Below are 21,441 nucleotides of genomic sequence, written 5' to 3'. Positions count from 1 at the left end.
GGGTGGTTGCTTCACGACAAATAACGCTCGATGCGCCCGTCGCGCTTACCACGCTTAAATAGGAAGCTGTAAATTTCTATTACAGTCGAGACCGTCGCCGATTCCCTCAGAGCCCCGCAAATGCGTAGTGCACGGCAATGCCCACGAAGAGTACGCCGCCAAGCCAGTTATTGTGGCGGAAGGCCGCGAAGCACGGCATCCGCTCGCGGTCTTTGATCAACGTGTAGTGGTAGAGCGCGCAGCCGAGCGCCCCCATCCAGCCGACCCAATAGAGCCAGCCGAAATGCAGCGTCACGCCGAGCGCGAGATAAATACCGAGCGTGACTGCGTAGCACAACATCACCGCGGCCACGTCATAACGGCCAAAGGTCAGCGCCGATGTGCGAATACCGATTTTGATGTCGTCGTCGCGATCGACCATCGCGTACTCGGTGTCGTACGCTACCGACCAAAAGACGTTAGCCAAGAGCATCACCCAGGCGATCGCCGGCACTTGGTCCTGTACGGCCGCGAACGCCATCGGAATGCCGAAGCCGAACGCAATCCCGAGATAGGCTTGCGGGATCGCAAAGAAGCGCTTGGTGAACGGATACGTGCCCGCCACGAACAAAGCCGCGACCGACAATTCCTTGGTCAGCGCGTTGAGCGGCAAGATCAAGAGAAACGACACGAGCGACAAACTGGCCGCGATGACGAGCGCCTCCCACGCGCGAATCTTGCCGGAGGTAATCGGACGCGATTCGGTGCGTTTGACGTAGCGATCGAAGTCGCGATCGGCGTAGTCGTTGATCGCACAGCCCGCCGAGCGCATAAGCACGGTGCCGACGGTGAAGATGACCAGCAGCGAAATCGACGGCCGCCCGTTCGAGGCAATCCATAGCGCGTTGAGGGTGGGCCAGAGCAGCAGCAGGCTGCCGATCGGCTTGTCCATGCGGATCAAGCGCAGATAGAGCGGAAGGCGGGCAAAGATGGGCGCGTACATAGGCAGTGCGGCGAAAAGCGAGAGACGGACGCCGTATTGTAGAGCCGAAAGGACAAAGGGCCGCCCGATTGCGCGGGCGGCCCTCGCTACCGACGATGGCGGCAAGCTTGCCGCGCGATCGTCGAACGTATCAGCCGAGCATCGAGCGCAGCATCCACGCCGTCTTTTCGTGCGTCTGGAGGCGTTGCGTCAACAGATCGGCCGTAGGCTGATCGTTCGCCGCATCGGCCGCCGAGAACACTTCGCGCGCCGTACGGGCGACAGCCTCTTGGCCTTGCACGAGTTGGCGAATCATCTCTTCGGCGGCGGGTACGCCGTCGGCCTCGGGGATCGAGGAGAGCTTCGCGAAGTCCTTATAGCTACCGGGCGCGTGCACGCCGAGTGCGCGGATGCGCTCGGCGATTGCGTCGACGGCCAGCGCGAGTTCGTTGTACTGACCTTCGAACATCAAGTGCAGCGTATTGAACATCGGACCCGTGACGTTCCAATGAAAGTTATGGGTCTTCAGATAGAGCGTGTAGGTATCGGCAAGCAGTCGCGACAGCCCTTCCGCGATCTTCTTGCGATCTTTGTCGCTGATGCCGATGTCGATTTGCACTGCTGCGGTATTTTTCTTTGCCATGGCGATTCCTTCCAAGGATGAAACGGCCGAACCTGTCGGCGGCAATCGCGAACGACGAATCGAGCGAACGCAGCCAACGCAATTCAGTAGGGAACGAACTGACCGCCAGTGTAGCCCAGCCAAGTGAAATGGCGCCACTTACGTGGCGCCGCACCCGCTTTTGTGCACCGGGCCGGCACGCGAATGACCGCCGGCTATGCCCCGACGATCCGACAATTACCCGGCCCGCGCGGCCCGGCGCTGCTCGATTGCCGCCGCGACACCGTCGCCGTAGGCCTTATCGGCCCGGCTGAAATGTTCGATCTGACGCGCGACGATGTCCTCGGGCACGCCTTCGATGTGACGCGCGATGTTTTCGAACAAGCGCTGCCGTTCGCCCTCGCCGAACAGGCGAAAGAGCGCGCCGGGCTGGCTGTAGTAATCGTCGTCCTCGCGGTGGTCGTAGCGATCGATTGCGCCCGCCGCGAGCGCGGGCTCGGCGGCGCTGCGATCCTGTGCGAAGGCGCCGAACCGGTTCGGCTCGTAGTTCGGCGTGCCGCCGAGGTTGCCGTCGGTGCGCATTGCGCCGTCGCGATGGAACGCGTTGTGGAACGGGCATTTCGGCGCATTCACCGGGATCTGGTGGTGATTGACGCCCAGCCGGTAACGCTGCGCATCGCCGTACGAGAAGAGCCGTCCCTGCAACAAGCGATCGGGCGAGAAGCCGATGCCGGGCACGACGTTCGCCGGCGTGAACGCGGCCTGCTCCACGTCGGAGAAATAGTTGCCCGCGTTTCGGTTCAACTCGATCACGCCGACATCGATGAGCGGATAGTCTTTATGCGGCCATACTTTCGTGATGTCGAACGGGTTGTACGGCACTTTGGCCGCATCGGCCTCCGGCATCACTTGAATACGGAAATGCCACTTCGGGAATTCGCCGCGGTCGATGCTATCGATCAGATCGCGTTGGGCGCTTTCGCGGTCGCCCGCGATCACTTGAGCGGCTTGCTCGTCCGTATAGTTCTCCACGCCCTGCGCCGACTTGAAGTGGAATTTGACCCAGAAGCGTTCGCCGTCCGCGTTGACGAACGAAAACGTATGCGAGCCGAAACCGTGCTGTTGGCGATAGTTGCGCGGAATCCCGCGATCGCTCATCAAAATCGTGACTTGATGCAGCGACTCCGGATGACGCGACCAGAAGTCCCACGCCGCGATGTTGCTGCGCAAGTTCGTGTACGGATCGCGCTTTTGCGAATGAATGAAATCGGGGAACTTCAGCGGGTCGCGCACGAAGAATACGGGGGTGTTGTTACCCACCACGTCCCAGTTGCCCTCTTCCGTGTAGAACTTGATCGAAAAGCCGCGCACGTCGCGCTCGGCGTCGGCCGCGCCGCGCTCGCCGGCGACCGTCGAGAAGCGGATGAACAGCGGCGTTTCCTTGCCCAGTTCGCCGAAGAGCTTGGCTTTCGTGTACTTCGTGATGTCGTGCGTGACGACGAAGCGTCCGAACGCGCCCGATCCCTTGGCGTGCACGCGCCGCTCGGGAATGACCTCGCGATCGAAGTGCGCGAGCTTTTCGAGCAGCCAGACGTCTTGAAGGGCGATCGGGCCGCGCGCGCCGGCCGTCAGCGAGTTTTGGTTATCGGCGACAGGGGCGCCGGCGGCGGTCGTCAGTTTGCGGTCGGTCATCGTGAACTCCTCGAAGAAGAATCGTTTATCGGTTGTTGTGGGTAACTGGGCCGGAACCGCTCAAGCGGCAAGCGCGCGATCGGCAAGCAAGGAGAAAACGGCGGCGCGCGAGTTGCGCAGCGAGACGGTCAGCCGCGCGCCGGCGCGCGGCCGCGAAGACGAGGAAACGACTCGGGCGATGAGTTGCGACATGACTTTCTCCATGGTGGGCTTGATCGTCCGATCGGCGCGATCCATGGAGAAGAGGATATTAAAAACTATCGAATAACTATATTTAATTGTTTTTATCTATTCGATAGGCCCGGCCGGAGAGGTCGCGGCCGGGCGGCGGATTCAGTTCAGAACCGCCGGCATATCGAGTTTGCTGACGCCGGGCAGCTCGCACGAGCCGATCGCTTCGCTGATCGCGTCGATGGCGGGCATCCGCGTGAAGCTCTTGCGCCAGGCCAGCACGACGCGGCGGTCCGGCACGGGCTCCTCGAACGGCACATAGCTGAGCAGCCCCGCATCGGGCCCGCCCGCATGCGCTCGAACCTCGGGCACCGACATGCGCGGCAGCACCGTGATGCCGACGCCGCTTGCGACCATATGACGAATCGTTTCGAGCGAGGATCCTTCGAACGTCTTCTGGATACCGTCGGCCGTTTGCGAAAAACGCATGAGCTCCGGGCAGACGCCGAGCACGTGATCGCGGAAGCAATGTCCGTTGCCGAGCAACAGCATCGTTTCTTGCTTCAAGTCGTTCGCATCGATTTTCTTGCGCGACTCCCAGGCATGCCCGGCCGGCAACGCCACGACGAACGGTTCGTCGTAGAGCGGACGCACCATGAGTCCCGTTTCGGGAAACGGCAATGCCATGATCGCCACGTCGATCTCGCCCTGCTTGAGCAACTCGATGAGCTTGAGCGTGTAGTTCTCTTGCAGCATCAACGGCATCTGCGGGACGGCCCTGATCATCTGCTTGACGAGCGTCGGCAGCAAATACGGCCCGATCGTATAGATCACGCCCAAACGCAGCGGCCCAACGAGCGGATCCTTGCCCTGCTTCGCGATTTCCTTGATGGCGAGCGTCTGCTCGAGCACGCGCTGCGCTTGCGTGACGATCTGTTCGCCGATCGGCGTCACGCTGACTTCGCTCGTGCCGCGCTCGAAGATCTGCACGTTCAGTTCGTCCTCGAGCTTCTTGATCGCAACCGATAAAGTGGGCTGGCTGACGAAGCACGCCTCGGCGGCGCGGCCAAAATGCCGCTCGCGCGCAACCGCCACGATGTATTTCAGTTCAGTGAGCGTCATTGGGGACCAATCAAGACATTGAAATCGATAGGTTTATCTTATACACCCGCCACGGCGATTCGCCAACTGGGCTGCGTGTCCTTGGCCGCATGACGGCAAAGATCGCCGCCTAACGCCCGATCTCCGCCTTCTTACCGTTGTCCTTTTACGCCTTCAAGAATTGCTCGCGCCCGCCGAGCCAGCGCGCCAAATGCTGGAGGACCACGTCGGGATAGTCGGCGATCAACTGCGCCGCAGCTTCGCGCGCCGGTTCGATGAGCCACGCGTCGTTCTCGAGGTTGGCGAAGCGCAGCATCGCCGCGCCCGATTGACGCGCACCGAGGAACTCGCCGGGCCCGCGAATCTCGAGGTCGCGCCGGGCGATCTCGAAGCCGTCCGTCGTCTCGCGCATCGTCTTGAGGCGTTCACGCGCCGTCAACGAAAGCGGGTTGCTGTAGAGCAGGACGCAAATCGACGCGGCGCTGCCCCGCCCCACGCGCCCTCGAAGCTGATGGAGTTGCGCCAGGCCGAAGCGCTCCGCATGTTCGATGACCATCAACGACGCGTTCGGCACGTCCACGCCGACTTCGATGACGGTGGTAGCCACAAGCAGTTGGACGTCGTTGCGCGAGAAGGCATCCATGACGGCCGCCTTTTCGGCGGGCGGCAGCCGCCCATGCACGAGCCCCACCCGCAGTTCGGGCAGCGCTTGCGCCAGCGTCTCGTACGTCTCGATCGCCGTTTGCAACTGCAAGGTCTCGCTCTCTTCGATGAGCGGACAAACCCAATACACCTGCCGGCCCGTCAGCGCCGCCTCCCGCACGCGGGCAATCACCTCGTCGCGCCGTGCATCGGAGATCAGTTTCGTGACGATGGGCGTGCGCCCTGGGGGCAGTTCGTCGATCGTCGATACGTCCAGATCGGCGTAGTACGTCATGGCGAGCGTGCGCGGAATCGGCGTGGCCGACATCATCAATTGATGCGGCTGGAAAGCCGCTCCGCCCTCGCCCGCGCGATCGGCCTTGGCGCGCAGCGCGAGCCGCTGCGCTACGCCGAACCGATGCTGCTCGTCGACGATGACGAGACCTAGCCGAGCGAATTGCACCGTATCTTGGATGATTGCGTGCGTGCCGATCACGAGTTGCGCCGCCCCGCTCGCCGCTGCCTCCACGGCCGCGCGCTTTTCCTTCGCTTTCAAGCTGCCCGCAAGCCAGGCCACCGTGACCCCGAGCGGCTCCAGCCAACCGCGCAGTTTGCGCGCATGCTGCTCGGCGAGAATTTCCGTGGGCGCCATCATGGCCGCCTGGTAGCCGCAATCGATCGCTTGCGCGGCCGCCAGCGCCGCCACCACGGTCTTGCCGCTACCCACGTCGCCCTGCAACAGCCGCTGCATCGGATGGGGCGCCGTCAAGTCCGAGGCGATCTCGGCAACGACGCGCGCCTGCGCGCCCGTAAGCTGAAACGGCAGCGCCGCCGACAGCCGGGCGACGAGCGTTTGCGCGCCCGCGCCGCGCGGCATCGAGGGCGCCGACCGCGCGCGCCGCTCTTCGTGCGCGCGCTTGAGCGAGAGCTGCTGGGCCAGCAACTCGTCGAATTTGATACGCGTCCAAGCCGGATGGGTACCGTCGATCAATGCCGTTTCGTCGGCGCCCACGCTCGGATGATGGAGCACCCGCACGGCCTGCGCGAGCGCCGGCAGATCGAGCGGCCGGCAATACGCGTCGGCCACGCGCTCGGGCAGGATCTCCGGTAGCGGCGTGCGCGACAGCGCGTTGTCGATCGCCTTGCGCAGATAGGCTTGCGACACACCGGCCGTGCTCGGATAAACCGGGGTCAACGCTTGGGGTAACGGTGTGTCGTCATCGACGGGGCGCACGGTCGGATGCACCATTTCCAGCCCGAAGAAGCCGCCCCGGACGTCGCCGCGCACACGCAGGCGCACGCCGAGCGCCATCTGCTTCACCTGGGAGCCGTAAAAATTGAGGAACCGCAGCGACAGCTCGGCCCCATCCGCATCGCGCAGCTTGACCACGAGTTGCCGGCGCGGCCGGTAGGCAATTTCGTTGTCGACGACGACGCCTTCGGCCTGCGCCGTCTCGCCGGGCAGCAGCTCACCGATCGGGGTGAGCGTCGTTTCGTCTTCGTAGCGCATCGGCAGATGCAAAACGAGATCGATATCGCGCGTGAGACCGAGCTTGGCGAGCTTATCGGCGGCTTTCAGCGGCTTGGCGCTCGGCTTCTCGGCCGCCGCTTTCTTGCGCTTCGTTGCGCCGCCTTCGGGCGCCGGGTCAAGCCGTTCCTCGTCCTTCGCGCGTACGCCGTCATCGTCTTTGCCACTCTCGAGCGAGCGCGCGGCGGACGCGGCCGGGCGCCGCTTTGCCTCGGGCGCGAGCGGCGCGGTATCGTCGGCGGGATCGGTCGGACGCAATGGGGGCAACGGCATTCCTCTGCTGGCAAGTACAATAACGGTTTATTTTCCACGAACGGCATGCGGGGCCGGTCATATGGATGTATCGCGCTTCGCGATCATAGCGGCTCACGGGCCGCCGCGCCGCCCCCTCGCGCCGATCAACGCAGCATGTTCACGCTTTCCGATTTCGATTTCAATCTACCGCCCGAGTTGATTGCGCAAACCGCGCTGCCCGAACGCAGCGCGAGCCGCCTGCTCGAAGTCGATACGACGGTCGCGCCCGCGCGGCTCATCGACCGCCGTTTCGCCGAATTGCCCGAGTGCCTGGCACCGGGCGATTTGCTCGTCTTCAACGATACCAAAGTACTGAAAGCCCGCTTCTTCGGCCAAAAGGCGAGCGGTGGGAAGATCGAGGTCCTGATCGAGCGGCTCACGGGCGCACGCACGGCACTGGCGCAGATCCGCGCCAGCAAGAGTCCCGGCCCCGGCACGGCGCTTACGCTGGCCGATGCGTTCGAGGTGACCGTGGGCGAGCGCGTGGAGCCGTTCTACACGCTCCACTTTCCCGACGATTGCCTTACGCTGATCGAACGCTACGGCCGGCTGCCGCTGCCGCCGTATATCGAGCACGATGCCGACGCGGCCGACGAAACGCGCTATCAAACGGTCTTCGCCCAGAATCCGGGCGCCGTCGCCGCGCCCACGGCCGGCCTGCACTTCGACGAAGCCGTGCTCGCGCGGCTCGAGGCACGCGGCATCGAGCGCGCCACGCTGACGCTGCACGTCGGCGCGGGCACGTTCCAGCCCGTCCGCGTCGAGAATATCGCCGAGCACAAGATGCACAGCGAGTGGTATCAATTGCCGCAAACGCTCGTGGATAAAATCGAGGCCACGCGGGCGCGCGGTGGGCGGGTGGTGGCCGTGGGCACGACGTCGATGCGGGCGCTCGAAGCCGCCGCACGCGACGCCGAGGCCGCGGGCCGGCCGCTTACGGCCACATCGGCCGAAACGGACATCTTCATCACACCCGGCTACCGCTTCCGTGTCGTCGACCGGCTCGTTACGAACTTTCACCTGCCGAAATCGACGCTGCTCATGCTCGTGAGCGCGTTTGCCGGCATGGAGCCGATCCGCGAGGCGTACCGGCATGCGATCGAAGCGCGCTATCGCTTCTTCAGCTACGGCGACGCTATGCTGCTTACCAAAGCCGAGCGCTAGGCTCACGCTCGAAGCGAACCCTTTTTGCGCTTTCCGGCCGAAACCGGAAGTGCCCCCCCCTTGCGCCGGACTTGCGATCCAGAGTTGGCGCTTTAGCGCCTACTCTGGTCTCATGCAGAGCAGCCGGTAGCACTTGGAGTTTATCGATGGCCGAAGGTCAACCTCACGATCACGCGTCGCACCCCGCACCGGACTTTCCCGGTCTCAAATTCGAACTTCTGAAAACCGACGGCCTCGCACGCCGCGGCCGGCTAACGCTCAATCACGGCGTCGTCGAAACACCGATTTTCATGCCGGTCGGCACCTACGGCACGGTCAAGGCGATCGCCCCGCGCGAGCTCGAGGAAATTCAAGCCCAGATCATTCTCGGCAACACGTTCCACCTCTGGTTGCGTCCGGGCCTCGAGACGGTCGCGGCCCATGGCGGGCTGCACGGCTTCATGAGCTGGCGCCGGCCGATCCTGACCGATTCGGGCGGCTTCCAAGTCTTTTCGCTCGGCGATCTGCGCAAGATTACGGAAGACGGCGTGACGTTCGCCTCGCCCGTCAACGGCGACAAGCTCTTCCTTTCGCCCGAAGTATCGATGCAGATCCAGAAAGTGCTGAACTCGGACATCGTCATGCAATTCGACGAGTGCACGCCCTACGCGACCGACGGCGTACCGACGACGCGCGACGAAGCCGCCGACTCGATGCGCATGTCAATGCGCTGGGCCAAGCGATCGATCGCCGAATTCAACCGCCTGGGCAATCCCAACGCCCTCTTCGGCATCGTTCAAGGCGGCATGTTCGAGGATTTGCGCGACGAATCGCTCGCGGGTCTCTCCGAACTCGGCTTTCACGGCCTGGCCGTGGGCGGGCTGTCGGTCGGCGAGCCCAAAGAGGACATGATGCGCGTGCTCGAACACGTCGGTCCTAAGCTGCCGGCCGATAAGCCGCACTACTTGATGGGCGTCGGCACGCCCGAGGATCTCGTGGCCGGCGTCGCCTCGGGCATCGACATGTTCGACTGCGTCATGCCCACGCGCAACGCGCGCAACGGCTGGCTCTTCACGCGCTTCGGCGACATCAAGATCCGCAACGCAACGCATAAGAATTCGCTGCGCCCGCTCGACGAAACCTGCGGATGCTATACCTGCCGGAATTTCACACGCGGTTATTTGCACCATTTGCACCGAGTAGGCGAAATTCTGGGCGCGCAACTCAATACGATCCATAACCTGCATTACTACTTGGAACTGATGAGCGAGATTCGGGAAGCCATCGAAACGGGCACGTTCGACGCATTTCGTCGGCGTTTTCGAGACGAACGCGCGCGCGGCATCGATTAGCGAGCGCCGCGGCACGGCGGGCCTTGCCGCGCCCGCGCTGGCGGCGATCGATGACGGCCGGCGGGTGAGGAAACCACCCAGCCGGCGCGCCATGCGCCGGTGGTAAAATACGCGGCTATTTTTCGATCGCCTTCGATCGTTCAGATCGTCATTTACGGAGAAACCAACGTGTCGCTGATTTCCAACGCATTCGCGCAAGGCGCAGCCGGCGGCGGCGCCGAGTCGAATCTGATGAGCTTTTTGCCGCTCATCCTCATGTTCGCGGTGCTGTATTTCATCATGATTCGTCCGCAGATGAAGCGTCAAAAGGAGCATCGCAACATGCTCTCAGCGATGGCCAAGGGCGATGAAGTCGTAACCAACGGCGGCATGGTCGGCAAGGTCACCAAGGTCGGCGAAGCGTATGTCGGCATCGAAATCGCCGAAGGCACGGAAATCACCGTGCAAAAGGGCGCCGTCACGACGATCCTCCCGAAAGGCACGATCAAATCGCTCTGACGCGGCCAGCGCTGCCCGACCCGGCCATAGGCGGCGCCCCGCGCCGCCCGCCGGCAATCCGGCGGACAAAAGCCCCGCCCCACGCCAACCCACCCGTTCGGCTCCCCCATGAATCGCTACCCCCTTTGGAAATATGTCGTGATGGCTGTGGCGCTCGCCATCGGCCTTCTGTACACATTGCCCAACTTTTTCGGCGAAGCGCCCGCTGTGCAGGTGCTCAGCGGCAAGGCGACGGTCAAGCTCGACACCGCCACGCTCGCGCAAGTCGAATCCGCGCTTGCGGCGAATCAGATCAAGCCTGACGAAGTCACGTTCGATAGCGCTTCGACCAACGCCAACATCCGCGTCCGCTTGAAAGACACGGATACGCAGTTGCACGTCAAGGATCTGCTGCAAAAGACGCTCAACCCCGATCCGAACGACACGCAATACGTCGTGGCGCTGAATTTGCAAAGCGCGTCGCCGCGCTGGCTCACGAGCCTGCACGCGCTGCCGATGTACCTCGGCCTCGACTTGCGCGGCGGCGTTCACTTCCTGATGCAGATCGACATGGCGGGCGCGCTGAACAAGCGGCTCGACTCCGACGCATCCGATGCCCGCACGTTCTTGCGCGACAACGGGATCCGCGAAGGCGGCGTCAATCGCGTCGGCCAATCGGTCGTCATCGATTTCGCCGACCAAGCCACGGCCGACAACGCGCGCACGCAACTCACGCGCAACGTGACCGAGCTGCAATGGACTACGAGCACGTCGGCTACGGGCGGCATTCAGGTCGTCGGCGCGTTCGCGCCCGCGCAACTGACGGCGGTCGAGGAAGCGGCGGTCAAGCAGAACATCCAAACGCTGCACAATCGCGTGAACGAACTCGGCGTGACCGAGCCCGTGATTCAGCAGCAAGGCGCCGATCGCATCGTCGTCGAGTTGCCCGGCGTGCAAGACACCGCCAAGGCGAAGGAAATCATCGGCCGTACCGCGACGCTCGAAGCGCGTCTGGCCGACCCGGTCAACACGCACCCCGCACCGGGCGAAGCCGTGCCGCCCGGGGACGAACTGTTCACCGAAGGCGCTCAGGCGCCGGTGCTGCTGCGCAAGCAGGTGATCTTCACGGGCGACAGCATTATCGATGCCTCGGCCGGTTTCGACGAACACCAGCGCCCTTCCGTGAACATTCGCCTGAACTCGGCAGCCGGCCGCGCCGTGGCCAGCGTGTCGCGCGACAACATCGGCAAGCCGATGGCGATGGTGCTGTTCGAAAAGGGTAAAGGTCAGGTGCTGACGGTTGCGACGATCCAGTCGGAACTCGGCGATCGCTTCCAGATCACGGGCCAGCCCACGCCGCAAGCGGCGTCCGATCTCGCACTGCTGCTGCGCGCCGGCTCGCTGGCCGCGCCGATGGACATCATCGAAGAGCGCACGATCGGCCCGAGCCTCGGCGCCGACAACATCAAGAAGGGCTTCGATTCGGTCATCTACGGCTTCGCCGCGATCGCCGTATTCATGGTTGCCTACTACTTGCTGTTCGGCATGGTGTCGGTCATCGGTCTGTCCGTGAACCTGCTGCTGTTGATCGCCGTGCTGTCGATGATGCAGGCCACGCTGACGCTGCCCGGTATCGCGGCTATCGCACTGGCGCTCGGTATGGCGATCGACTCGAACGTGCTGATCAACGAGCGCGTGCGTGAAGAACTGCGCCACGGCGCGCCGCCGCAGCTTGCGATTCAAAACGGCTATGCACACGCCTGGGCGACGATTCTCGACTCGAACGTGACCACGCTCATCGCCGGTCTCGCGCTGCTCGCGTTCGGCTCGGGTCCCGTGCGCGGTTTTGCGATCGTGCACTGTATCGGGATCTTGACCTCGATGTTCTCGGCGGTGTTCTTCTCGCGCGGCCTCGTCAATGCATGGTACGGCGGCAAGAAGAAGCTCAAGTCGCTCGCGATCGGCCAAGTCTGGCGTCCGGCCGGCGCCGAAGCGATGGCTTATCCGCAAGTGGGCAACGACGCGGACGACGCCACCGATACGATGCGCGAGGCCAAGGCCGTCGCCGCGCGACCGAAGGGCAAGGGCGGACAAGGCGGTGCGAAGCCGGTCCTGCGCAATCGCGCGAGCGAAGGCGCTGCCTCGCGCAAACCGGGCGCCCCCCGCTAATCGGTTCGCGAGAACCCGGAGACCAGACCATGGAATTTTTCCGCATCCGCAAAGACATCCCGTTCATGCAACGCGCGTTGCTGTTCAACGCGATTTCGTTCTTGACGTTCTTCGCCGCGGTGTTTTTCTTGATCCATCGCGGGCTGCATCTGTCGGTGGAATTCACGGGCGGCACCGTCATCGAAGTGCAATACCCGCAAGCCGTCCAACTCGACCCGCTGCGTAAAACGCTCGATACGCTCGGCTACGGCGATGCCCAGGTGCAGACGTTCGGCACCTCGCGCGACGTGATGATCCGGTTGCCGCTGAAGCACGGCCTCACGTCGTCGCAGCAAAGCGAGCAAGTGATGGCGGGGCTCAAGACGCAAGACGCCGCGGCGCAGCTGCAACGCGTCGAATTCGTCGGCCCGCAGGTGGGTAAGGAGTTGGCGACCAACGGCTTGCTCGCGCTGGCGTGCGTCGTCATCGGCATCGTTATTTATCTGTCGTTCCGCTTCGAATGGAAGTACGCGGTCGCGGGCATCATCGCGAACTTGCACGACGTCGTGATCATTCTCGGCTTCTTCGCATTCTTCCAATGGGAGTTTTCGCTGTCGGTGCTCGCCGCGGTGCTGGCCGTGCTCGGCTACTCGGTCAACGAATCGGTCGTGATCTTCGACCGGATTCGCGAGACCTTCCGCCGCGAACGCAGGATGTCGGTGATGGAAGTCATCAACCACGCGATCACGAGCACGATGTCGCGCACGATCATCACGCACGGCTGCACGCAGATGATGGTGTTGTCGATGTTCATCTTCGGCGGCCCGACGCTCCATTACTTCGCGCTCGCGCTGACGATCGGTATCTTGTTCGGTATCTATTCGTCGGTGTTCGTCGCGGCGGCGCTTGCCATGTGGCTCGGCGTCAAGCGTGAAGACCTGCTCAAAGACAAGAAGGCGCGCCACGATCCGAGCGATCCGAACGCGGGCGCTCAAGTCTAAGCAACTCGCTTCCCGATTCCGCGCCAAGTCTCGGTGCGGACACACGGCGCGCATGCGGTTCAATCCGCTGCGCGCCGTTTTTATTTGCCGGCGCGACATCGTGGCGCAACAGCAAACGGCAATCTTCTGTAATATTCGTCGCCGACTTACATTGCGCTTACTCGGCTCAACGGATGCCCTATCGACATCGCACTCTAACCGCCTGGCTCGGCCTGCTAGCGATCTGGCTAGCGATCGTCGGGCCGTTGGCGTCGCAATGTCGAGTCGCAGCCGATAGCGCGAGCCCCGTCGCCGGCGTTTGCGGCGCCGAACATCACGCACACCATGCGTCGATGCCGGCGGGCTCGCACCACGCGCTACATCTCGATGCGTGCGGCTATTGCGGTTTCTTCGCGCACAGCCTCGCCATCGGCGGTTCCGCCGTCACGCTCGGCGTACTGCCTAAGCCCACCTCGGCTTCGCGCCCGGCCCCCGTCGAGTCCATCGCAAGCGCCGAACGCTACCGGCACGCCTACGCGCGCGCTCCGCCCGAAAACGCTTAACGCGTCCGTTCTTCCTTTTCGAATTCCGCCGCTATCCGTGCGATCCGTCGATCGCGTGGAGGGCGTTTCTCGGGCCTTAAATATGAATTCCACTTCGTTGCGCACGCAACAAAAAACATCGAAGCAACGCCATCGCCGCGGGCAACGCGTGCCTAACCTGCTTCAGCGCGCCGCACCCGCACTCGCTGCTACGGCGATGACAGCCGTTATCGCTCAAGCGCATGCGCAAACGGCGCCGGCCGCTAGCGCGACCGCGACCGCCACCACCGTCTTGCCGAGCCCCTCGCCCGACGTCGCCGTGACGCTGCCGCCGATCGAAATCGTCGCATCGCCTGGGTCGACACCGCTCGTCGTCGTGACCGATCCGAAGACGCCACGCCAGCCGCTACCCGCCAGCGACGGCGCCGATTACCTGAAAACCATCCCGGGGTTCACGTCGATCCGTAGCGGCGGGACAAACGGGGATCCGGTGTTGCGCGGCATGTTCGGCTCGCGGCTGAACATTCTGGCGGGCGGTATGCCGACGCTCGGCGCATGCCCGAACCGCATGGATGCCCCCACCTCCTATATCGCGCCCGAAAGCTACGACGAGGTCACTGTCGTGAAGGGTCCGCAAACGGTGCTGTACGGGCCGGGCGCGTCCGCGGGAACGGTGCTGTTCAAGCGCGTCACGCCGCGTTTCGATACGCCCGGCATGCGTTTCGACGGCAGCGTCGTCGGCGGCTCGTTCGGCCGTAACGACCAGAACGTCGATATCGCCGCCGGCACACCGGAACTCTATGGTCGTGTCACAGCCAATCACGCCCACGAGCAGGACTACAAGGACGGCAATGGCCGCACGGTGCCGTCGCAGTGGGATAAGTGGAATGCCGATGCGGCGCTCGGCGTCACCCCCGACGCCAACACGCGCATCGAGCTGACCGCGGGCACCGGCGACGGCTATGCACGCTATGCCGGACGCGGCATGGACGGCGTGCATTTCCGGCGTCAAACGTTCGGCCTGTCCTTCGACAAAAAGCATATCGGCGAGGTCCTCGATCGGATCGAAGCGCGCGTCTATTACAACGAAGCCGATCACGTGATGGACAACTACACGTTGCGCCAGCCGGATCCCATGAGCGATATGCCAATGCCGATGGCCGCCGAAGTGCGCCGCCGCACGTTCGGCGCCCGTACTGCGGCAACGTTCCGGTTCGGCGACCGATTCAAATTGATCGGCGGCGTCGACGCGCAATCGAATCTGCTCGACTCGCGCTCGGGCATGGGTGCGATGAATTATGGCGAAGCACCTTGGGATCCACAGGCAACGATGTGGAACGCCGGTGCGTTCGGAGAACTGACGTGGTACGCGAGCAATGCCTCTCGCGTGATCGGCGGAGCCCGCGTGGACTATGCGAGCGCGCTCGATAAGCGATCGATGACGAGCGGCATGATGAGCGGCCCGAACCCGACCTTCGACGAAGATCGCTCGCGCGTGCTGCCTAGCGGGTTCGTCCGCTACGAGCGCGATTTGACCTCGCTGCCGCTGAGTTGGTATGCGGGGATCGGCCATACGCAGCGGTATCCCGACTACTGGGAGATGTTCTCGGCGAACCGCGGCCCCGCCGGCTCGGTCAACGCGTTTTCCGCGATCCAACCCGAGAAAACGACGCAACTCGATATCGGCGCGCAATACAAAAGCGAAAAGCTCGACTTGTGGACGTCGGCGTACGCCGGCTACGTCAGCGATTTCATTCTGTTCAACTATGCGACCGGCGCAATGGGCGAATCGACGCAAGCAACCAACGTCAACGCGCAGATCATGGGCGGCGAAGCCGGCTTGACCTGGCGTCCGCTCGCGCCGGTGCGCATCGAAACCTCGCTCGCCTATGCGTGGGGGCGTAACGCATCGAGCGGCGATCCCTTGCCGCAGATCCCACCGCTTGAGGCGCGCTTGGGGCTCGAGTACAAACGTGGCGCATGGTCGGCCGGTGGCCTTTGGCGCGTGGTCGCACCGCAGCACCGCTACGCATTGAACGAGGGTAACGTCGTCGGCAAGGATTTCGGCCCTAGCGCCGGCTTCGGCGTGCTGTCGCTGCACACGCAATACGACGTGAATGCGTCGCTGCAATTGGCGGCCGGCGTCGACAACCTGCTCGACAAGGCGTACACGGAGCACTTGAACCTCGCCGGCAATGCGGGCTTCGGTTATTCGGCGAGTTCCCCCATCGTCGAGCCGGGCCGCACTGTCTGGGTGCGGATGAGACTGAAACTTTAAACACCGCCGGTGTGTCGCGTTCGCTATGGTGCATCATGCGGCACACCGTTAGCCCCCAAAGGCCGCCAAAACGTTTCAAAAACGAAACGTTTCGGTCCGTTTTCCCTCGTTTCACCGCGCCTACGCCGCGCTCGCCCCGAATCCACCGGCAAGGCATGCCGATTGCTTCGTGCAGCCCCATCGATGCCGAATGATTGGATGCTGCCATGAGCACAGAAGCAGGGACGGTGACGCCGCTCCCGCCCCGTACGATTTCCACGCCTACGCGGCAGCAGCGGACGAATGCGATTCGCGCCGCCGTCGATCAATTCTCCGCGCGAGTGCAACTGACTCAGGCGGAGCAGCACCTGCTCGGCCTCATCATCGACGAAGCCCTGCAAGCCGTCGCGCCGACCCCGTCGACGGTGGCGTCGGCCGATGCATCCAACGAAACGGCGCTGCCGAACGCCTGAGCCAGCCCCCGGGGCAAATGCGGCCCCGGGCCACGACATCTAACGTCGGCGTTATTGCGGTTGGTAGTTGATGAACGCGAGCGAGCCGTCGGCCGCGAGCATGAACAACCCATCGTTACCGTTGTTGACGATCCCGGACATCTGCCCCGTGAACGTGGCATCCGAGACGCCCACCGGCTGAATGTTGTTCGACCAGAAATTGCTCGCCGTTAGGGCCTCGGCGACCAGATACACCTGCCCGCTCGGCGTCGCCCAAATCAAGTTGGCCGTACCGTTATTGGACAGCATGACCGGAGCGGCATTCGAGATGGGGTACTGGTCGACCGTGATGTTGTTGATCGGCCCCCACTGCGGAAAGCTCGGCGGCGCGCAATAGACCAGCGGATTTTGCCCTTGTCCCGCATTCGCGTTGTAGCCGGCATAGGCCGCGTTTTGCAGCCGGCTATCGAAATTCGCCGCGGGGCCGTTGGCGAACTGCGGCGCCGGCGAAGGCGCCACCGTCGTGCCGACCACCGTGAAGGGGCTCCACGAATCGTATCCGCCGCCCGCGTATTGCGTCGACTGGTACATGTTCGGCTGATTGCCGATCAGTACCGCCTGCAAGCGTCCGCTGTTCTGCAACAGGAACACCGGAAATTCGATTTGCGAGGCGTTGAAGCCGCTGCCGAGATGGCTCCACGACGACCATTGCGGGTTGCTCCCCACGGACGTTTCCCATGCATGCCAGAGATTGCCGTTCGTATCGAGCGCGAACGCTTCGAGTCGCGCGTTGGTGTTCTGCACGAGTTGAACGGGGCCCGTGAAATTCGTGCTGGTCGGCGCCCCCGAAATGGCTACCCACGGGGTGTAAATGCCTTGAAACGGATTGATGTAACTGATTTGGATTTGCCCCGTCTGCATGCGAGCAATCACCGCAATCGATCCGTTTTGGGATAAGGCCGCCGCGGGGCTGTAGGTCAGCGTGCCGCCCCAGGTCGACCACTTGCCTTTCGTCCCGGTCGTGTCGATCTGACACATGCCGAGCCGATTGTCGAAGTTGCGCGTGAAGGCAAACAGCGAACCGGAATAATAGACGGGCGTCGGCAACCCGCGAAACTGCCCGCCGAGATTCGCCCATTGCGCCGTCGGGCTGACGGACAGCCGAGAGAAATCGGTTTCTTGAAACTCGTTCGTTGACAGAGGGGTAGACATGTTCGCTCCTGATCTCCTTGGTAACGTGCGGCGTGCTTCAGCCTTCGTCTCGCCGCACAACGCGCGGTGGCGGGCGGCATGCGCTCGCCCATGAAACGGCTGACACCAACGTGAACCAATCTCGTTTTGCTTTTTGAGTTCTGATCGAAGCACCGGTCGCGTCCTCCGGGGAAAGCGGCGATCGGCTTGAAACACGCAACAAACGGCCTAGAGCGGCGCCCAGTCGCATGGGATGCGTGCCATGCAACTGGGCGCCGAATTGAGCTTAGTCCATGCATGTGCACGCGGAAGTCACACCTATCTAGGTTGATAGGTGTCCGTAACTTGACGACCGAGAGGAAGGGCGGATTAGAGAAAGCCGAAACGCATAAAACAAGGCGTGCGGCGACCGGCGCGGCACTGCGCGCCGATCGCGGCAGGTCCCGCCATATCACCGGAAGCCGAACACCCTACGCGCCGCCAGCAATGCGACGAAGCTGACGAGCGAGGCGAAGATCAGGTAAAAGCTCGGCGCGACCTTCTGGCCCGTCTCACGAATGAGCCACGCGATGATGAACGGTCCGAAACCGCCGAAGATCGTGACGGCGATGTTGTATGCGAGCGACATACCCGTCGTGCGCGTAACGACCGGAAAAATCTCGGAAAGCAGCCCCGGCAATGCCGCGAAATAGCCGGTCATCAAGATGCCCATCGCGATTTGCACGACGATCAAGGTACTCGCCGTGGGCACGGCGACGAGCCAGGCGAAGGCCGGATAGATCAGCAAGAGCATCAATGTCGCCGAGGCGAGCATGATGCCCGTGCGACCGATTTTGTCGGAGAGATGGCCGACGATCGGCGAGCCGATCATTTGGATGATCCCGGTCAGGACGACGGCCGAGAACGAGACGGAAGCGGGCAGCCCCAACTGCTTGACGCCGTATGTCGGCATGAACAGCACGAGATAGGTCGACACGGTACCGAGCACGACGATGCCGATCGCAATCAAGAGCCGCGCCTTGTGATCGGCGAGCGTATCGCGCAGCGGCGACGCCGTCGGCTCGGCGGCGAGAAATTCGGGCGTCTCGTCCACGTTCGACCGGATGTAATAGGCGATCGGGCCGAGCAGCAAACCGAAGACGAACGGCACGCGCCACCCCCAAGACATCAATTGTTCGGGCGAGAGCTTAGACGTAAGCACGCTGCCGAACACGGCCGCCAAGACGGTCGTGAGCCCTTGGCTCGCCACCTGCCAGCTCGCGAAAAAGCCGCGCCGGTGCGGCACGTGCTCGGCGAGAAACGCCGTCGCGCTGCCGAACTCCCCGCCGGCCGAGAACCCCTGCATCAACCGCGCTAAAACGAGAACGAGCGGCGCCGCGATACCGATCGTCTCGTAGGTCGGCAACACGACGATGATGGCGGTGCCGATCATCATCAACAGAATCGAAAGCGTGAGCGCCGCCTTGCGCCCGGCGCGGTCGGCGTATGCGCCGATCACGATCGCCCCCAGCGGACGCATGAAAAACGAGACACCGAACGTGCCGAGCGTAAGCAATAGCGAGACGGTGTCGTTGCCGGCCGGGAAGAACAATTTGGCAATGACGACTGCGAAAAAGCCGTAGACGACCAGATCGAACCACTCCAGCGCATTGCCGATCGAGGTCGCCAGGACCGCGCGCCAGGCCTGCCCGCGGGAACTCACCGATGCGCTCGCCAACGTTTCACTCATGCCAGTCTCCTGTCGTGATTTGCGAAGAAAATCCTCGACCAGGGCGCCGGTTCATCGCGGGCGCCCTTTATGGGTTTAGATGCGCATGCAACCGAATACGGCCGGACAGTGGCCGGCGCCCAGTATCGCCCGCCACTTTGGCACATGCAATGTGCGCATGCTACGCGCATAAAAAAAACCGCCCGAAGCGAAATGCTTGCGGGCGGTTTTGCGCTCGATTCCGGCGCTGAGAGGTGGCGAACCTACGAGACCTCGCTGGCCGGAAGCGGAGACGGCACGATGCTTACTGCTTGATACCTTCGGCCTGGATCTCGAGCTTCGTATCCATGTTGAAGCCATATTGCTTGCCGAAATCGAGACCGAACTCGTCGCGTTGGAAATCGGCACGCGCCTCGACGCCGCACACTTCCCGCTTGAGCATCGGATGCATCATGCACTTGAACGATTCGATCTTCAGGTCGACCGGCTTGGTCACACCGTGCAGCGTCAAGGTGCCGATCACTTCGACGGGCTTATCGCCGTCGAACTTGATTTGCGTGCCCTTATAGACCGCTTCCGGATACTTGGCGACGTCGAAGAACGCCGGCGTTTGCAGGTGTTCGTTGAGTTTGTCGTTGCCCGTATCGATCGATGCCGGGCTGATCGTCACTTCCAGGCTGCCGGTCTTGTTTTCACGGTCAAGCGTCACGGTACCCGTCGTCTTCGTGAACTTGCCGCGCCAAACCGACAATCCGCCGAAGTGGTCGGCGGCGAAGCTCGGGTACGTGTGGGTGGGATCGAGTTGATACGTGGCGGCCATGGCCGGCGTCAACGAACCGATCGATGCGGCCGCAACGGCGGCGGCGATGAGAGTGCGAATGTTCAATGGATTCTCCTTGCTGAAAAGCCGCTTCGCGAAGCGGTCGTCAAACGATGCGGATACAAGCCTAAACGCGGGACTTCCCGTGCCCGGCTTATGACTTCTTCGGTACGACGATGTGAAATTTGATCGTGACTTCGTCGGCGACGGTCGACGTGTCCTTCCATTCGCCGGTGCCGACGTCGAATTTGAGGCGGCTAATGGGCAACGTGCCGTCGAACGTTTGCGCGGCACCTTGCTGGCCGACCGTCATGGGAAACGAAACGTTCTGCGCTTTGCCCTTGATCGTCAGCGTGCCGGTCACCGTATATTTACCGGCGCCGGCCGGCGCGATCGCCGACGAAACGAACGTGGCCTTCGGGAATGTCTTCGTATCGAACCATTCCTTGCCGCGCACTTGTTCGTTGTAGCTGTCGTCGCCGAGGTCGTAGCTGCCGACGTCGATCGTCAACTGCGCACTGCCTGCTGCGGGCTTGGCCGGATCGAAGCTCACCTTCGCGTCGAACTTCTTGAACTTGCCCTCGACGGGCACGTTCATCTGCTTGGAGGTGGCGGTAACGGTGCTTTTCGCCGTATCGACCTGCGCGAAGGCGATCCCCGAGGCGGCCATCGAAGCAGCGGTGAACGCGGCGAGCATATAACGGTAAAACGAAGCTTTCATTTTGATCCTTCGCAGTTGACGTCTTTCACTTCTCTTACAGCTGTCTAAAATCGATCCGCCTTTGTCGCGCTTTCAACCAAGGGATCATGCGGGCCAGCAAACCGTCGCGATCGATCCATTGATGTTTGAGCGCCGCGCCGACATGCGCCAGCACCAGCGCTGCCAAGCTCCAATTCAGGACGAGGTGCGCGGTTTTGAACAGGGCTTTGAGCGCCGGGTCGGGCGCGATAATGCGCGGCAACGGCACGATGCCGAGATACACAACGGGCACGTTCGAGGCCGAACTAAAGAGGTAACCGGTGATCGGAATAGCAATCATCAGCACGTACAGAAGCACGTGAACGAGATGCGCCGCACCGCGCTGCCAAGACGACATGCCGGCCGGCAGCGAAGGTGCGCGATGGGTGGCGCGCCAGACAATGCGCAATGCCGCGAGCGCGAATACGGTCACGCCGATCCATTTGTGCCACGACACGTAGCGCAACTTGGCCGGCGTGAACCCGTGAATGCTCGTCATCACCCAGCCAAGCGAAAACCCGCAAACCATCAATGCGGCAATGAGCCAATGCAGGCCGATTGCCGTGGACGTATAGGCCTCGTCGGAAAATGAAATGGAATCGCGGTGTCTCATCGCCATGC

19 protein-coding genes are annotated in these 21,441 nt (G+C 62.8%); 8 read left to right on the top strand and 11 right to left on the bottom strand.

Annotated elements, in window-relative coordinates:
* Window positions 1-106 precede the first annotated feature (106 nt).
* From ubiA to recG, 6 genes are all read right to left on the bottom strand, one after another.
* Window positions 107-970, bottom strand: coding sequence for a 4-hydroxybenzoate octaprenyltransferase (gene ubiA, locus AB1286_RS15635; RefSeq protein WP_430365082.1), 864 nt, complete (start codon window positions 968-970; stop codon window positions 107-109).
* Between the two features lie 142 nt (window positions 971-1,112).
* A complete protein-coding gene (locus AB1286_RS15630; protein ID WP_430364117.1) occupies window positions 1,113-1,604 on the bottom strand; it encodes a Dps family protein in 492 nt (163 codons plus the stop codon).
* Window positions 1,605-1,820: 216 nt separating this feature from the next.
* Entirely contained in the window at window positions 1,821-3,275 is a 1,455-nt protein-coding gene (locus AB1286_RS15625) for a catalase (RefSeq protein ID WP_430364116.1), read from the bottom strand.
* Window positions 3,276-3,335: 60 nt separating this feature from the next.
* Window positions 3,336-3,467 (bottom strand): hypothetical protein, encoded by a 132-nt coding sequence (locus tag AB1286_RS15620; RefSeq protein WP_430364115.1) that lies wholly within the window; start codon window positions 3,465-3,467, stop codon window positions 3,336-3,338.
* 141 nt (window positions 3,468-3,608) lie between these two features.
* Window positions 3,609-4,568, bottom strand: a complete 960-nt coding sequence (locus tag AB1286_RS15615; protein WP_430364114.1) for a LysR substrate-binding domain-containing protein — start codon at window positions 4,566-4,568, stop codon at window positions 3,609-3,611.
* 145 nt (window positions 4,569-4,713) lie between these two features.
* Entirely contained in the window at window positions 4,714-6,990 is a 2,277-nt protein-coding gene (gene recG / locus AB1286_RS15610; protein WP_430364113.1) for an ATP-dependent DNA helicase RecG, read from the bottom strand.
* Window positions 6,991-7,125: 135 nt separating this feature from the next.
* Between recG and queA the strand changes: the two genes are divergently transcribed.
* From queA to AB1286_RS15570, 8 genes are all read left to right on the top strand, one after another.
* The gene (gene queA / locus AB1286_RS15605; protein ID WP_430364112.1) at window positions 7,126-8,175 is read left to right on the top strand and encodes a tRNA preQ1(34) S-adenosylmethionine ribosyltransferase-isomerase QueA; all 1,050 of its coding nucleotides are present in this window, start codon (window positions 7,126-7,128) and stop codon (window positions 8,173-8,175) included.
* 146 nt (window positions 8,176-8,321) lie between these two features.
* Window positions 8,322-9,506 (top strand): tRNA guanosine(34) transglycosylase Tgt, encoded by a 1,185-nt coding sequence (gene tgt, locus AB1286_RS15600; RefSeq protein WP_430364111.1) that lies wholly within the window; start codon window positions 8,322-8,324, stop codon window positions 9,504-9,506.
* 168 nt (window positions 9,507-9,674) lie between these two features.
* Window positions 9,675-10,004 (top strand): preprotein translocase subunit YajC, encoded by a 330-nt coding sequence (gene yajC, locus AB1286_RS15595; RefSeq protein WP_430364110.1) that lies wholly within the window; start codon window positions 9,675-9,677, stop codon window positions 10,002-10,004.
* 108 nt (window positions 10,005-10,112) lie between these two features.
* Window positions 10,113-12,152 (top strand): protein translocase subunit SecD, encoded by a 2,040-nt coding sequence (gene secD, locus AB1286_RS15590; protein WP_430364109.1) that lies wholly within the window; start codon window positions 10,113-10,115, stop codon window positions 12,150-12,152.
* A 29-nt stretch (window positions 12,153-12,181) separates the two neighbouring features.
* Window positions 12,182-13,132, top strand: coding sequence for a protein translocase subunit SecF (gene secF / locus AB1286_RS15585; RefSeq protein ID WP_430364108.1), 951 nt, complete (start codon window positions 12,182-12,184; stop codon window positions 13,130-13,132).
* A gap of 173 nt (window positions 13,133-13,305) precedes the next feature.
* Complete coding sequence (locus AB1286_RS15580; protein WP_430364107.1) at window positions 13,306-13,674, top strand: DUF2946 domain-containing protein; 369 nt, start codon at window positions 13,306-13,308, stop codon at window positions 13,672-13,674.
* Window positions 13,675-13,756: 82 nt separating this feature from the next.
* Complete coding sequence (locus AB1286_RS15575) at window positions 13,757-15,931, top strand: TonB-dependent copper receptor (protein ID WP_430364106.1); 2,175 nt, start codon at window positions 13,757-13,759, stop codon at window positions 15,929-15,931.
* Window positions 15,932-16,137: 206 nt separating this feature from the next.
* On the top strand, window positions 16,138-16,383 hold the full coding sequence (locus tag AB1286_RS15570; RefSeq protein WP_430364105.1) for a hypothetical protein: 246 nt from the start codon (window positions 16,138-16,140) through the stop codon (window positions 16,381-16,383).
* A 51-nt stretch (window positions 16,384-16,434) separates the two neighbouring features.
* Here AB1286_RS15570 and AB1286_RS15565 read toward each other — a convergent pair whose 3' ends face one another.
* From AB1286_RS15565 to AB1286_RS15545, 5 genes are all read right to left on the bottom strand, one after another.
* Window positions 16,435-17,574, bottom strand: coding sequence for a hypothetical protein (locus AB1286_RS15565; protein WP_430364104.1), 1,140 nt, complete (start codon window positions 17,572-17,574; stop codon window positions 16,435-16,437).
* A 430-nt stretch (window positions 17,575-18,004) separates the two neighbouring features.
* On the bottom strand, window positions 18,005-19,282 hold the full coding sequence (locus tag AB1286_RS15560) for an MFS transporter (RefSeq protein WP_430364103.1): 1,278 nt from the start codon (window positions 19,280-19,282) through the stop codon (window positions 18,005-18,007).
* A 283-nt stretch (window positions 19,283-19,565) separates the two neighbouring features.
* Window positions 19,566-20,081, bottom strand: a complete 516-nt coding sequence (locus tag AB1286_RS15555) for a YceI family protein (protein ID WP_430365081.1) — start codon at window positions 20,079-20,081, stop codon at window positions 19,566-19,568.
* Window positions 20,082-20,235: 154 nt separating this feature from the next.
* Complete coding sequence (locus AB1286_RS15550; protein WP_430364102.1) at window positions 20,236-20,802, bottom strand: YceI family protein; 567 nt, start codon at window positions 20,800-20,802, stop codon at window positions 20,236-20,238.
* A 34-nt stretch (window positions 20,803-20,836) separates the two neighbouring features.
* Window positions 20,837-21,433 (bottom strand): cytochrome b, encoded by a 597-nt coding sequence (locus tag AB1286_RS15545; RefSeq protein ID WP_430365080.1) that lies wholly within the window; start codon window positions 21,431-21,433, stop codon window positions 20,837-20,839.
* Between the last annotated feature and the right edge of the window lie 8 nt (window positions 21,434-21,441).

This window comes from Trinickia sp. NRRL B-1857 (assembly GCF_050470685.1).
GTDB lineage: Bacteria > Pseudomonadota > Gammaproteobacteria > Burkholderiales > Burkholderiaceae > Trinickia.
The sequence above is the reverse complement of the archived record's forward strand: the minus strand, read 5'-3'. Positions and strand labels throughout refer to the sequence as shown.